The organism is Nocardioides sp. cx-173 (genome assembly GCF_021117365.1).
In the GTDB taxonomy this organism is placed as follows: Bacteria; Actinomycetota; Actinomycetes; order Propionibacteriales; family Nocardioidaceae; genus Nocardioides.
Map to the genome: position 1 here is coordinate 3,778,720 of NZ_CP088262.1, position 13,357 is coordinate 3,792,076.

A 13,357-nucleotide genomic window follows, 5' to 3' on the forward strand; every position below is an offset into this window, starting at 1 on the left:
CCGTGCCGACCTACCAATACGCCTGCACCGAGTGCGACCACACCTTCGAGCAGGTCCAGAAGTTCTCCGACGACGCGCTCACCGAGTGCCCGCAGTGCCAGGGCCGGCTGCGCAAGCTCTTCAACGCCGTGGGCGTGGTCTTCAAGGGCTCCGGCTTCTACCGCAACGACAGCCGCTCGACCAGCACCTCGACCGACGCTCCGGCCGCCAAGACCGAGAGCAGCTCGGACACCAAGACCGAGACGAAGACCGAGAGCAAGCCCAAGGCCGACGCGAAGCCGGCCGCCACCGCCTCCTCCTGACCCTGTGGAGAGCGGGACCGTCCGCCCGCGTCCTCGCCTAGCGTCGGGGGATGGACTCCTCCTCCGCTGACCGACCGGGCCGCGCTCGCCTGGGCGACGGCCTGCGGCAGGCCCGCCGCGCCGTGCTGCGGCGGCGCCGGCCGCTCGCAGCACTGCTGGTCGCCGTCGCGGTCGCGGCGGGGCTGCACGCCGCCACGGCTCCCCCACCCGCGACCGTCGAGGTCCCCGTCGCCGCCCACGACCTGGCCGCGGGCACGGTGCTCGACGGGCAGGATCTGGTCCGGGTCGCCTTCGCCCCGAAGTCGGTGCCCGACGACCTCGCCGAGGACCCGGTGGGGCGCACGCTCGCCGGGCCCCTGCGCCGTGGGGAGCCGCTCACCGCGGTCCGGCTGGTCGGGCCGGCCCTCACCGACGGCCGCCCGGACCTGGTCGCGACTCCGGTCCGGCTGCCGGACCCGGGCATGGTGGGGCTGCTGTCGGTCGGAGACCGGATCGACCTGGTCGCCGCCGACCCGCAGGCGGGCGACGCCGAGGTCGTGGCCCGCGACGTCCCGGTCCTGGCCCTGCCGGCCGACGACGGCGCGGCCGCGGCGAGCGGCCTCCCGGGGCGCCTGGTCGTGGTCGGCGCGGATCCCTCGGAGGTCGGCGCACTCACCGCAGCCGCGGTCCGCACCGTCGTGACATTCACCTGGACCCAGGGCTAGCGTCGAGAGATCGGTGGGTGAACGCCCGCCTCTCGGCAGCTAGGAGCACACCATGAGCGGCTTCAAGAACTTCATCCTGCGGGGCAACCTCGTCGACCTCGCGGTCGCGTTCATCATCGGCAGCGCGTTCGCCGCCGTCGTGACCGCCTTCACCCAGATGCTGTTGTCGGCGATCGCCCGGGTCTTCGGCGGCAGCCAGCCGAACTTCGACGAATACGCCCCGGGCGACGTCGAGGTCGGACCGTTCCTCACCGCCCTCGTCGCGTTCCTCATCCTGGCCGCGATCGTCTACTTCTTCATCGTGACGCCCTACGTCGCCGCCAAGGAGCGGTTCTTCCCCAGCCCCGAGCCGGGCACGCCCGAGGACGTCAAGCTACTGCAGGAGATCCGCGACCTGCTCGCGAGCCAGGCGCAGGGCCCGCCCCGCCCGTGACGGCTGCTGCGCGACGACGCGTCAGCCCCCGTGGTGCGGCGGCACCTGCGCCTTGAGCCAGGCCTCGTTGTCGTCGGCCCCCGGGGGGTCCTGCTCGTCGCTGGTCGTGTCGGGCAAGGTGTCTCCGAAGACCGCCTCGAGGCGGCGCCGGCGCTGCCAGGCGCTCTCCGCGCGAGGCTCGGGCCCCTCGCCGGTCGCGGGGTCGGTCGTGGGGTCGCTCATGCGCAGAGACCGGCCGCCTCGCGGGCGGCCGCCTCCTCCTCGTCGTCGCTCCGGTCGGGACGCGTGCCGGGGCGGTCGCCGGACCCGGGGACGTTGCCGGCGTTGATCGAGCCGCGGCTGAGGCGCTTGGTGAGCGGCTCGTCCTCGCGCACCTTGCGCCATACCTTCTGCGCGTCGGGGCGCCACACGACGCGGCCCTCGTACCCGGCGCGGGTGTCGTAGGCCCACGGGACGGTCAGGAACTTGATGTTGTCCAGGCCGATGCCGCGAAAGCCGAGCCCGAGCTTGCCGATCTTGAAGACGCCCTTGAGCCCGGGGTCGACGATGAGCGACTTGGTCGCCGCGTCGAGGAAGGCCACCACGCGGTCGAGGCGGGCGAGCGTGCCGCCGGAGACGACCTTCTTGGCCATCGCCGCCACGAACGCCTGCTGGCGCTGGATGCGGCCGATGTCGGAGCCGTCGCCGAGCGTGTAACGCGCGCGGACGTAGTTGAGCGCCTCCTTGCCGCGGATCTCGCGGGTGCCGGCCGGGATGTTGATCCCGTGGGCGGGGTCCTCGATGTCCTCGGGGATGCAGACCTCGACCCCGTCGATGGCGTCGACCATGTCGCGGAAGCCCGCGAAGTCCACGACGACGAAGTGGTCGATCCGGACGTCGGTCAGCTGCTCGAACTGCTGGATCGTGCACGCCGGGCCGCCCAGCGCGAAGGCGGTGTTCCACATCTGGTTCTCGCCGCCCGGGATGGTGTTGCCGTCCTCGTCCTCGCAGTCGGGACGCGTCACCAGCGAGTCGCGCGGGATGCTCACGCCGTACGCGTGCTCCCGGTCGGCGGACAGGTGCATCAGGATCGTGGTGTCGGAGCGCGCGCCGTCGCCGGTCAGGCCGTCGATGTTGTTGCCGGCGCCCTCGCGACTGTCGGAGCCCATCACCAGGATGTTCAGCGGCTCGCCGGGGCCCTCGTCGACCTTGTCCGGGCGGTTCGAGAGCTGGTCGCTCGGGTCGAGCACCGTGAGGTTGTCGGAGAGGTGACGGGCGATGAACACCACCGAGAGTCCCGTGACCATGCCGAGCACCACGAGCGTCGTGATCAGCACCCGCGCCACGACGTGACGCTTGGGGGAACGTCCCCGGCGGCGGCCACCCTGCGGGGTCGGCGACTCCGACTCAGCAGGCTGCTGCTCGTCGGACATCTACACCTCTGGTCGTGGGGTCGCGTTCGCCGTGGCGAAGATACGTGTGATAGCCAAATTGTCGCCGTGACCGGCGAGTAGGCCAAACCCTCGACCGTCCGAGTGGCCGTGACAGGATGTGCGCCGACGTCCGAGCACGTCGATGCCCCAGTAGCTCAGCGGATAGAGCAGCCGCCTCCTAAGCGAAAGGTCGCAGGTTCGACTCCTGCCTGGGGCACCACTGTGATGTCTCAGGACATCGGCGACACCCGGACCTGCGAACGCAGGTCCGGGTGTTGTTTATTTCGGGGTTCGCCGGGTGGGGCCTTTGGGTGCTCCGGTGGGCTGGTAGTCGCGGCTCGGGTCGAGGATCAGTTCTCGTAGGAGCTCGCCGGTGGCCGCGTTGAGGATCCTGATCTGGAGGTCCTGGACGAGCAGGATGACGCAGGTTCCGGCGTGGGTTCGGCCGACGCCGATGTGGTGCAGACGGCTGTTGTGGCGCAGCGTGACCGAGCCGGCTTTGTCGACGCGGTCGTGTCGAACCCGCTCGTGGGTCTCGGGGTCGGTGGCCGGACCCGGCAGGGCTTTGGGCATCGAGTCGTAGAGCGTTGCCGGGGTCGCCCGGTGGGGCAGCGAGCGGTGTGGTCGCTGGTGGTTGTACTGGTCGAGGAAGAGGTCCAGGAGTGCCTGCAGCTCGACGATCGTGGTCGGCTGGGCGGGCTGGGCGCGCAGCCACTTCTTCATCGTCTGCTGGAACCGCTCGGCTTTGCCGCAGGTGGTGGGGTGGCCGGGGCGGGAGTTCTTCTGGACGACGTGACGTCGTCGTAGCTCGTCTTCGAAGCTGTTGCGGCCGCCGCGTCCTCCGGCGAATCTGACGGTGTAGACCATGCCGTTGTCAGTGAGCGTGGACGCGGGGATCCCGTGCCGGGCGAGGGCTTCGCGGAAGGTTGTGACCACGATCGGGGTGGTGATCCGCGGGTGTGCGCTCACGTGCAGCGCGTAGCGGGTGCAGTCGTCGAGCCAGGTGATGATCTCCGCGTCCGCGCCGGGGCGGGCGTCGGGACGGGTGAGCCGGTAGTGGGTGAAGTCGGACTGCCAGGTCTCGTTTGGCATCGCGGCCTGGAAGCGGATGTAGGAGGACTTGGGTCGCTTCTTGGGCTCGGGGGTGACCAGTCCGGCCGCGGTGAGGTGACGGCTGATGGTCGACCTGGACACCCGGTGTCCGTGCTGGTGCTCGAGGTGCCAGGCGATGGTTTCGGGTCCGGCGTCCAGGCCGGCCTCGGTCAGCTCCTTGCGGATCCGGGCGATCAGGTCGACCAGCTCGGCTGCGAGGGCGTTGGGGGAGGTCTTGGGGCGCCGGGAGCGGGGTTCCAGTGCGGTGTCGCCCTCGTAGCGGGCCTTGAGCTTGTAGACCCAGGCGCGATGCACGCCGTAGCGGGCGGCGACCTCGGCAGGGGTCTGGTTGTCGACGAACAGAGCGGTGATGACCAGGCGGGCCTTCGACGTGGGCTGCGACATGGCCGAGCATCGAGCCTCCTGAAGCTGTCGCCAATGACCCGAGACAGGTGTCGCCTATGTCTTGAGACATGTGTCGCCGATGTCCTGAACCAGAACACTGCCTGGGGCACCACCGGACCCGTGGAGCGGTCACCTGGCTGCGGCGCCCGAAGCGCAGGCTCCGAGCCGCGACGTGCGCTCTAGACCCGGGACCCCCACAGGTAGCCCGCCAACGCGAGGGCGACACCGGCCACGAGCACGCCGAACCCGTAGCCGAACGCGTGGACCACGCGCCCCTCGCGTGCCAGCTGCACCGTCTCGTAGCTGGCCGTGCTGAAGGTGGTGTAGCCCCCCAGCAGGCCGGTCCCCACCACGGCGCTCACGTCGGTATCCGCGATGCGGCTGACAATCAGGCCGGTGAGGAACCCGAGCGCAAGTGAGCCGGTGAGGTTGATGACGGCGGTGGACCAGGGGAACCACGAGTCGTGGGTGCGCGCCTTGATCGCGCCGTCCACCACGTAGCGCAGCGCGGCGCCCACCCCGCCCCCGAGGACCAGGAGGAGGAACAGCCCGGCGGTCATGGCGCCTCCCCCGGTGACTGATCGCCGCGTCGGCGGCCCCGCCCGCCGGCCACGATCCCGGCGATGGTCGCCGCGGCGCCCAGCGAGACCGTCATCACGGCATAGAGCAGCCCCACCACGAGCTGCCCGTCGTCGAGCAGCACCGCCGTGTCGGTCGCCAGCGAGCTGTAGGTGGTCAGCCCGCCACAGAAGCCCGTGCCGAGCAGGAGCTTCAGGCGCGCGGTGGTCACGGGTCCGGGGTCCCGACGGGTCAACGCCTCGTAGAGGTAGCCCAGCAGGAAGGCGCCCAGGAGGTTGACCACGGGAACCACTACCGGGACGCCGTCGAGGTCGGAGACGGCCAGCGAGAGCCCCTCCTGGGCGCCGGCGCCCACGCCGCCACCCACCAGCACCAGTCCGATGGAGGAGGTACGCAGGTAGGCCGGTCTGCTCGTGCTCACTGCGCCTCCCCATAGCCGCTGACCGTGGGGGGCCGTTGCTCGGTGGACGGGCCCTCACCACGGCGCCGAGCGGGTGGTCCTCGACGCCCCCGTTGCCTAGCGTCCCAGACGACTGGCGCAGCGGGACCGAGGTGGTGCATGGAGATGCAGGGCGTCCGGGTGCGGTCCTGGACGTGGTCGCGGGCCCGGGGGGTACGGCACGCCTCCCCACTACCACATATCGGACTGTTTGCGAATAGAGGCTCGTGACTCTCTGAATCCGGGCCCGCCGGCTCTGCTGACGCCATCGGAAGCCAACTAGACCGGTAGCCGGCCCCGTTTCCCCAGCAGAAGGCGTCGACGCCATGAACCTGCACCCTCGCGAGATCGACAAGCTCCTCATCGACCAGGTCGCAGACCTCGCGCGTCGCCGGCGCGATCGCGGCACCGAGCTCAACCCGAGCGAGGCGCAGGCGCTTATCCCCGACGCCATCCTCGAGGCCGCGCGCGACGGCAGGTCTGTGGCCGAGTGCATTGAGCTGGGCGAACAGGTCGTCTCCGAGCGCGGGAGCATGCCCGGCGTGCGGATTCGGCTAGCTCTGCTGCAGGTCGAGGCGACCTTCGTCGACGGCAGCAAGCTCGTCTGCTGCCACGATCCCGTGGCGGCGTGACCATGCTCCCCCCGGGAGGACAGCACGCGACGACCACGATCCTCGTGGGCGGCCATGAGAGCGCCAATGGGGCCGACCTCCTACCGCTCCTGAAGACACTGCCCTCCGCGCTCGTGAGCCGGCCGGGTCGAGCGCTGCACGACGCCGTCGTGACGGAGCTCGCCGCGGGCGGCTCCGTGGTGGCCGTCCTCCCGATGACGTGGGGGCGAGACCCGGGCATGGTGGCGGACACGGCGAAGACCCTGAGATGGCTTGCCGGTGGGGCGGGGGCCGGCCGGCTGACGCTCTGTGCCGACTTCGGCACCCAGGATCATCTCGTCGCCTGGCTGCGACGGGCCGCCATCGAGACCGCGCGCGATCGCCCAGGAGCAGGACTGCTGCTCGCCGCCGCGGCCGCCAACCCGTTCGACGACGCGGACCTGCACCGTGTCGCTCACCTCGTGCGGGCCCACGGTGCCGGCGTGCCGGTGGAGCCCGCCTGCCTGAGCGACGCCGCCGACCTCGCCTCTGCCGTACAACGGGCACGACTGCTCGGCAGCGACGAGGTCATCGTGGTACCGGCCGGCTTCGCGCAGTCCGCACCACCCACTGCTCTGCCCGCCGAGCGTGTGTCCTTCTTCGGGCCTCTGCTGTCCCCCCAGTCGATCGTCGACGTCGTGCGGCGCCGTACGCGCGAGGCGCGCCACGACCTGACTCACGGTGACGACGGCATCGCGGCCGGGCTCCTCGCCGACCACGGGCACGGCTACGCCCACCCGCACGCGCGCGAAGGCGAGGTTGGCCACGCCCATCCCCACCCCCAGGCTCCTCATTCCCACTCCCACCCCCCGACCGTCGCCGAGCCCGCGACCACTGGTCGCGCTGCGGCGGCCCGGGCCGAGCCGCGCCACCGCGAAGGTCGGGGCCCCTCCCCCACCGAGCACCTCTCCTCCCCCCACTGACCGAGGGCGGGTCACACGCGTGGCTCACGACGAAGGGACCACTCATGCCTGGCAGGCCCAAGTATCACCACCACGACGACGACAAACCAGCTCTTCTTCCTGGCCGGAGGTCTCGATGACTACGACCCCCATCCCCGACCTGCTGCTCAGCCTGCAGCTCTCGGACTCCGCCTTCCCCAGCGGGTTCTCCACGATGTCGCACGGGCTGGAGGGCTATGCCCAGGCGCACGCCGTCGACCGGGGTGGGGTCGAGGGGCTTCTGAGGGGCCTCCTGCTCTACTCGCTGGGGCCGGGCGACGGCACGGCGCTCGCCCGCGCCCACGACGCGGTCCAGGCGGGCGACTGGGCGCGGGTGTGCCTCATCGACCACACCCTGTTCGCCGCCAAGCTCAATGCTGAGATGCGCCGAGCCAGCGTCCGAAGCGGACACCAGCTCACCAACGTGGCACTCGAGGCGATCGGGGGCGCCGGGCTAGGCGAGTGGCACCGGATGGTCACGGCGAAGGAGACGCCGGGCTGCCAGCCGGTCGCGACCGCCGTGGCCTACGCAGCTGCCGGCGTGCCGACCCGGCAGGCGGTCGCCTCCGACCTGTCTGCGTTCGCCGTCAGCTTCCTCGGTGCGGCGCTGCGGTTGCGGCTGCTCGACCACCGCGACGCACAGGTGGTGCTGCACGCCGTCGGCCCGACCATCGCCGAGGTGACCGAGGAGGCGGCCCGACGACCACTGGAGGACCTGGGCGGCTGTGTGCCGATGGCCGACGCGATGTCCGCCCAGCACGAACGGGCGGAGGCCCGGCTCTTCGCGAGCTGAGGCACCGCCGACACGACCCTAAGACGACCCAACGACGACCCAACGACGACCCAACGACGACGAGGTGGATGAATGAACGAGAACGTACTGCGCATCGGGATCGGCGGCCATGTATGTCCGAACGAACGCGGCGGTCACGGAGTCCGACGCGATCCCGGCCCGAGACGGCAAGCCGGTGATCCTCACCCACTACTCAGGAGCGAAGGCGTCGACGAGCTGCAGAACCTGCTGCTCAGCTCCTGGGCAGCGCGACCGAGGGCGCTGACCCGATGACTCTCGCCACCGCCCGTGACACGACGGACACCACCCCCGTCCGGCTCCTCGATGGGCCCGAGCCACCGACGCGCGAGCCCCACTACGGCGGGCACCGTCTCGACCCCCGCTACTACGAGCCGGCGCGGGTGCCGCCGGAGGTGGCGCGCCACGCCGGCCCCCTGGACACGCTGCCCACCGGAAGCCCGGGCAAGGTCGGGCTGCTGGATCTCGAGTTCGCCCTGACCGGGCGCGCGACCGAGCTCGTCGGGCATTACCAGAAGTCGCCGCTCCAGATCATGCATCCCCACTACTACGACCCGGCGCGCCCCGACATGCCCTACACGTATCTGCTCTCGACCGGCGCAGGGGTCAGGCAGGGCGATCGCCTGCGCACGGATCTGACCTTCGGGGACGGCACCTCGGCCCACGTGACCGCGGCGTACACGAAGGTGCTGCCGATGGAGCAGGACTACGCAGTCGCCCAGACGAACATCGACCTGGGAGCCGACGCCTACGTGGAGTACCTGCCCGATCCGGTCATCGCCTTCGCCGAGGCTCGCTTCTACCAGCAGACACGGGTCTCGGTGCCCTCCTCGGCCACGCTCGTCCTCGGCGAGACCTTCGTGGCGGGGCGGCTCGCACACGGCGAGCACCACGAGCACTCCGCGCTCGCCTCGGACTTCGATGTGTGCCGCCCCGACGGATCGGTCGTGGCTCTCGACCGGGTACGACTGACCCCGATCGCCGGCGCCACCGGCGGCCTGGCCGTGCTCGACGACCACGACGTGCTGTCCATGCTCTACGTGCTCACCGAGCGCGCCGGAGCCGCCGAGATCGGGGATCTGCTGCACCGCGTCCTGAGCCCCTTCGCCGCGGACGGCGTCGTCCTGGGCGTCAGCACGCTGCCGTGGGACGCCGGCGTCTGGGTGCGGCTGCTGGGCGACGACACGCAGACGATGGTGCAGGCCCTCACGACGGCCTGGCAGGCCGTGCGGGCCCTGCTCACGGGCAGCAGTGCGCCGAGGATCCGCAAGAACTAACCGCCAGGAGCTGAGCCATGTCGACGACCCACGCCGCGGCCCCGCCGAACAGCTGGCTGCCCGTCGCCGCCCCGCTTCCCCGAGGCCCCCAGGACCTGGAGATCGGCATGCACGGGTTCGAGGGTGCGCTCTCCGGGGCCGGCGCGTTCACCGCGCTCGGCGACCAGGGCCGGTCCTCCCTCGCCACCGTGGCGGATGGCCTCGCCTGCGCCCGGGCTCCATCAGCACGACACGTGGCCCTACATCCTGACGACGTGGGTGCTGCTCGTCGTGGCGGCTTACGTGCCTTCCCTGAGGCGGCCGTGAGTCCGGGTCACGCCCCGAAGGGACCGGGCCCGTGCTGACCTGCAGCTGGAGCGCGAGGCGGTCCGGGTGCGGGGTCGTCGTACCCCCCTGCTCCAGCTCGACGACCTCACGGTGGCGAGCGGCGAGCGCGTGCTGCTGGCGGCGGCCCCGGGCCGAGGGCACCCGGCTCTCGCGGTGGTGCTGACCGGTCACTCCCCCGGCGTGCGGGACGAGGTCGCCGGCGGCAGCAGCCGCAGCTGCAGCAGCGCCCCGAAGCGGACGTCGGGCTCGGAGAGGTCCATCTCGCCGACCTCCATGAGCCGGCGCAGCCGGTAGCGGAAGGTGTTGGGGTGCACGTAGAGCCGCTCGGCCGCCGCCACGACGTCGCCGAAGGCCTCCAGCCACGCCTGCAGGGTCTCCACGAGGCTGGCGTGATGCTGGGCGTCGTACGCCATCAGGCGCGCCAGCGCCCCCTCGGGCCGGTCACCGCGCGCCGCCACGAGGTCGCGCATCTCCAGCATCAGGGCCTCGACGTGGATGTCGCTCAGGCGCGCGACCCGGCGCCCGCCGCCGTCGCGCAGGACCCGCAAGGCGCGGTCGACGCTGGAGCGTGAGTGCGCCAGCTCGCCGACGTCGCCCGCGATCGGGCCGATGCCGACGACAGCGTTGCGGCGGTCCCCCACGCGGTCCAGGAACTCCTGCGCGATGCGCGAGGCGCGCTCCTCGGCCCCATCGGCGCTTCCGGGGACCGGCACCAGCCCGTAGGCCACCCCACCGATCAGGGCGGCTGCCGACTTCGGGTGCACCGCACTGAGGTGCATGGCGAAGGCGTCGCTCAGCCGCTCCCGCTCATGGGCGACCACCGCATCGCCGTCCGCGCCGTCCCCGACGTCGGAGCCGGTGACGGCGACGCCGAGCACCATCAGCGGCTGGGCTCCGAGGCCGAGGCGGTCGAGCGCCTCGCGCGCACCCGCCCCACCCTCCAGCGCCGAGCTGAGCAGGTCGGCGCGCAGCCGGCGCTGTACGTCGGCGCCGGCCCGGACCCGCAGCAGGTGCAGCGCGACGAGCTTGGCGGCATCGCACAGCGCCTCGGTGCGCTCGTCGCTCAACGGCCCGGGCACAGCGGCCCAGATGGAGCCGAGCACCTCGTCGCCGGCGCGCACCGCGACCGCGACCCGCGGCTGGGTGAAGGTGTTGCCCTCCATCGGGATCGGCGTGATGAAGACCGGCTTGTCGCTGCGGTGCAGGTCGCGGAAGACACCGCGCTCGGACAGGACCCGCGCGTAGCGCTCGGGGACCTGGCGGCCCAGGATCGTCTCGACGCGCGACGGGTCGGCCTCGTCCTGGCGACCGGAGAAGGCCAGGACCCGAGAGCTGCGGTCCTCGATCGTGATGGGGGCGTCCAGCAGCGAGGAGATGGCGTTGGCCACGGCGAAGAGATCCCCCGAGGGGAGTCCGCCCATCGACTCCGGCTCGGCCACCCCGACGTCGCCCTCGGCCAGCAGCGAGCGGAGCATGGCCGCCAGGTGCGCCCACGGGGCGCCGCGACTGAGGCCGAGCAGGGTGACGCCCGACTCCTCGACCGCCGTACGGACCTCGGGGGTGACCTGCACCGGCCCCCGCAGCACCAGGCCGGCGGCCCCCTCCCGGCCCAGCGCGTGCAGCAGCGCCACGACCCGCTCCGGCTCGTCGACACCGACGCCGAGCACCAGCGCCCCCGCCGGCAGCAGTGGCATGTCCAGGGGGTCGTGGATCACCACGCCGCCGATCTCCTGGGTGCCCTCGGGATCACCGGCCACCAGGTCGAGCAGGGTCGCGCCGAGGTCGTCGAGGACACGTCCGAGGCTGGCGCGCGGGCGCAGGTTCACGGCGGGGATCACCACCCTGACGGTAGGAAGGTCTGGCTCACCCTACTCCGTCGCCGAGGACAAGATCTGCGCCCCGGTTTGGCCGCCTCCACCATCCGCCCGCTGACCCGTCAGAAACTTTCTGACGGGTCAGCGGGGAATCGCGTGAGTTGGTGACGGGTCAGCGGTGCCTCAGGCGGGGAGCCACTCGGTGTGGGTGGTGACGGCGGCGAGGGCGTCGGGGAGGGGGTCGACGCCGAGGCCGGGGCCGGTGGGGACCGGGAGGTGGCCGTCGACGAGGACGAACGGCTCAGTGACGTCGGTGGCGTAGTAGCGACCGGAGGCGGAGGTGTCGCCGGGCATGGTGAACCCGGGCAGGGCGGCGAGGGCGACGTTGGCCGCGCGTCCCAGGCCGGTCTCGAGCATTCCGCCGCACCACACGGGCACGCTGTGGGCCACGCACAGGTCGTGGATCCGCCGTGCCTCGAGGTAGCCGCCGACCCGCCCGGGCTTGATGTTGACCACCGAGCAGGCGCCGAGCCGGATCGCGGCCGCTGCCGTCCGTGCGGAGGTGATCGACTCGTCCAGGCAGACCGGGGTGGTGATCAGCCGGGCGAGGTCCGCGTGACCGAAGAGATCGTCCTCGGGCAGCGGCTGCTCGATGAGGAGCAGGTCGAAGGGGTCGAGGCGCGCGAGGTGACGCGCGTCCGACAGGGTGTAGGCGGTGTTGGCGTCCACCTGGAGCAGCACGTCGTCGCCGAACCGCTCGCGTACGGCGCGCACCGGCTCGACGTCCCAGCCGGGCTCGATCTTCAGCTTGATCCGGACGTAGCCCTCGTCGAGGTAGCCGCCGACGGCGTCCAGCAGCTGACCGACGTCGTCCATGATGCCGACCGAGACGCCGCACGGCACCCGGTCGTGTACGGCGCCGAGCTCACGGGACAGCGGGCGTCCTTCCGCGCGCAGCTCGGCGTCGAGGACCCCCATCTCGAGCGCGGCCTTGGCCATGCGGTGCCCGTGGAAGGGCCCGAGGACCTGGGCGACCAGCGACGCGTCGAGCGGGCCGGCCGCGGCCAGCGCCGGCACCAGGAAGCGGCGCAGCGCGTCGGCGGCGCCCTCGATGTACTCCTCGGAGTACAGCGGCGAGGCCATCGCGACGCACTCGCCCCAGCCCTCGGACTCGTCGGTCACGACCCGCAGCAGCAGCAGGTCCCGGGTGGTCTGGGTGGAGAACGACGTGCGGAACGGCGACACCAGCGGCATCGACACCCAGCGCAGCTCGACGCCGGCCAGCTTCATGAGGAGACTCCTTCGGAGGTACGGCGGACGACGTAGCCGCCCGTGCGGTCGAAGCCGGTGATGCGGGCGCCGTCGGCAGCCAGCTCGGTCAGTACGTCGCGGACCGCCCGCCGCCACTCCTGCGCGGCCCGGGGGTCGGTGCGGCGCAGGGCCTCCACGTCGGCGGGGACCGCGACCAGCGAGGTGGCGGCGTCGAGCCGGCCCCGCACGGGCAGGCCGTCGGGACCGACGCCCAGCGCGACGACGGCGTCGGGTCCGACGGCGGCCCGGGGGCCGTCGCCCGTCGCGGCGGCCTGGACGACGGTGGCGCGCAGCGGCCACCGCACCAACAGCCGGTCGGAGTCGTCGGCGCCGTTGAGGCGGTCGGGCATGGCGCCGTAGAAGTTCGGCAGGTACTCCACCGGCAGGGCGCCCAGCTTGACCAGGTTGAAGTGCGCGTTGCGGCTCACCAGCGGGTCGAAGGTCCACGCAATCTCGGACACGCCACGCAGCAGCGCCCACGAGCGCTGGTGCAGCTTGAGCGCGAAGCCCACGCTGCGGCCGGTCGCCGCCGACGACACGCCGGCGATGTGGCTGTGCAGCGCGTCCTCGGCCGGGGCGTGGAAGAAGCCCACGCAGGCGCCGACGAGTCGGCCGTCCTCGAACGCGCCCCCCACGTAGTTGCCGGCCTTGGTGAAGGCGCGCAGCAGCTCCAGGGTGACCGGCGGGTTGGCATCGCGTCCCCAGATCGTGGCGAACAGGCCCACCACCTCGCCCAGCTCGGCCAGGTCCACCACGTCCCGCACGGAGACCCCGGCGGTCAGCGCCGCGGCGTCCGCGGCCTGTACCGCGAGGTCGAGGTCGGGTGCCCGAGGGACAGTCACGTTGCTCACGCCACCCAT

The 13,357-nt window shown here is 72.0% G+C and carries 15 protein-coding genes and 1 tRNA gene; 8 read left to right on the forward strand and 8 right to left on the reverse strand.

Annotated features, from left to right (window positions below; genetic code table 11):
• The first annotated feature begins 2 nt into the window (after positions 1 to 2).
• From LQ940_RS18515 to LQ940_RS18525, 3 genes are read left to right on the forward strand one after another with little or no spacing between them, the layout of a single operon-like run.
• Entirely contained in the window at positions 3 to 302 is a 300-nt protein-coding gene (locus LQ940_RS18515) for an FmdB family zinc ribbon protein (protein ID WP_231244592.1), read from the forward strand.
• A 50-nt stretch (positions 303 to 352) separates the two neighbouring features.
• The gene (locus LQ940_RS18520; RefSeq protein ID WP_231244591.1) at positions 353 to 1,006 is read left to right on the forward strand and encodes an SAF domain-containing protein; all 654 of its coding nucleotides are present in this window, start codon (positions 353 to 355) and stop codon (positions 1,004 to 1,006) included.
• A 52-nt stretch (positions 1,007 to 1,058) separates the two neighbouring features.
• Positions 1,059 to 1,439 carry an MscL family protein gene (locus tag LQ940_RS18525; RefSeq protein ID WP_231244590.1) on the forward strand — a complete coding sequence of 127 codons (381 nt, stop codon included), beginning with the start codon at positions 1,059 to 1,061 and terminating at the stop codon, positions 1,437 to 1,439.
• Between the two features lie 21 nt (positions 1,440 to 1,460).
• Here LQ940_RS18525 and LQ940_RS18530 read toward each other — a convergent pair whose 3' ends face one another.
• Together LQ940_RS18530 and LQ940_RS18535 are read right to left on the reverse strand one after the other, a co-directional pair.
• The gene (locus LQ940_RS18530; RefSeq protein WP_231244589.1) at positions 1,461 to 1,661 is read right to left on the reverse strand and encodes a hypothetical protein; all 201 of its coding nucleotides are present in this window, start codon (positions 1,659 to 1,661) and stop codon (positions 1,461 to 1,463) included.
• Entirely contained in the window at positions 1,658 to 2,851 is a 1,194-nt protein-coding gene (locus tag LQ940_RS18535; RefSeq protein WP_231244588.1) for an LCP family protein, read from the reverse strand. The genes LQ940_RS18530 and LQ940_RS18535 overlap by 4 nt, the downstream gene beginning before the upstream one ends.
• A 144-nt stretch (positions 2,852 to 2,995) precedes the next feature.
• On the opposite strand from LQ940_RS18535, the gene LQ940_RS18540 reads away from it, so the two are divergent.
• Positions 2,996 to 3,071: transfer RNA gene (locus LQ940_RS18540), tRNA-Arg, on the forward strand.
• Positions 3,072 to 3,130: 59 nt separating this feature from the next.
• Here the strand turns inward: LQ940_RS18540 and LQ940_RS18545 are convergent.
• From LQ940_RS18545 to LQ940_RS18555, 3 genes are all read right to left on the reverse strand, one after another.
• A complete protein-coding gene (locus LQ940_RS18545) occupies positions 3,131 to 4,348 on the reverse strand; it encodes an integrase core domain-containing protein (RefSeq protein ID WP_231365048.1) in 1,218 nt (405 codons plus the stop codon).
• Between the two features lie 179 nt (positions 4,349 to 4,527).
• Positions 4,528 to 4,908, reverse strand: a complete 381-nt coding sequence (gene crcB, locus LQ940_RS18550; RefSeq protein WP_231241478.1) for a fluoride efflux transporter CrcB — start codon at positions 4,906 to 4,908, stop codon at positions 4,528 to 4,530.
• A complete protein-coding gene (locus LQ940_RS18555) occupies positions 4,905 to 5,348 on the reverse strand; it encodes a fluoride efflux transporter FluC (RefSeq protein ID WP_231241479.1) in 444 nt (147 codons plus the stop codon). The genes crcB and LQ940_RS18555 overlap by 4 nt, the downstream gene beginning before the upstream one ends.
• A gap of 344 nt (positions 5,349 to 5,692) precedes the next feature.
• On the opposite strand from LQ940_RS18555, the gene ureA reads away from it, so the two are divergent.
• The 4 genes from ureA to LQ940_RS18575 all read left to right on the forward strand — a co-directional run bounded on the left by ureA (position 5,693) and on the right by LQ940_RS18575 (position 9,045).
• Positions 5,693 to 5,998, forward strand: a complete 306-nt coding sequence (ureA, locus tag LQ940_RS18560) for an urease subunit gamma (protein WP_231241480.1) — start codon at positions 5,693 to 5,695, stop codon at positions 5,996 to 5,998.
• Complete coding sequence (locus LQ940_RS18565; protein WP_231241481.1) at positions 5,995 to 6,939, forward strand: sirohydrochlorin chelatase; 945 nt, start codon at positions 5,995 to 5,997, stop codon at positions 6,937 to 6,939. The genes ureA and LQ940_RS18565 overlap by 4 nt, the downstream gene beginning before the upstream one ends.
• Before the next feature lie 115 nt (positions 6,940 to 7,054).
• A complete protein-coding gene (locus tag LQ940_RS18570; protein WP_231241482.1) occupies positions 7,055 to 7,750 on the forward strand; it encodes an urease accessory protein UreF in 696 nt (231 codons plus the stop codon).
• A 269-nt stretch (positions 7,751 to 8,019) separates the two neighbouring features.
• Positions 8,020 to 9,045 (forward strand): urease accessory protein UreD, encoded by a 1,026-nt coding sequence (locus tag LQ940_RS18575; protein ID WP_231241483.1) that lies wholly within the window; start codon positions 8,020 to 8,022, stop codon positions 9,043 to 9,045.
• Between the two features lie 494 nt (positions 9,046 to 9,539).
• Here the strand turns inward: LQ940_RS18575 and LQ940_RS18580 are convergent, their stop codons facing one another.
• From LQ940_RS18580 to LQ940_RS18590, 3 genes are all read right to left on the reverse strand, one after another.
• Positions 9,540 to 11,210 carry a PucR family transcriptional regulator gene (locus LQ940_RS18580; protein WP_231241484.1) on the reverse strand — a complete coding sequence of 557 codons (1,671 nt, stop codon included), beginning with the start codon at positions 11,208 to 11,210 and terminating at the stop codon, positions 9,540 to 9,542.
• Between the two features lie 159 nt (positions 11,211 to 11,369).
• Complete coding sequence (gene menC, locus LQ940_RS18585) at positions 11,370 to 12,476, reverse strand: o-succinylbenzoate synthase (RefSeq protein ID WP_231241485.1); 1,107 nt, start codon at positions 12,474 to 12,476, stop codon at positions 11,370 to 11,372.
• The gene (locus LQ940_RS18590) at positions 12,473 to 13,348 is read right to left on the reverse strand and encodes a GNAT family N-acetyltransferase (RefSeq protein ID WP_231241486.1); all 876 of its coding nucleotides are present in this window, start codon (positions 13,346 to 13,348) and stop codon (positions 12,473 to 12,475) included. The genes menC and LQ940_RS18590 overlap by 4 nt, the downstream gene beginning before the upstream one ends.
• Positions 13,349 to 13,357 lie beyond the last annotated feature (9 nt).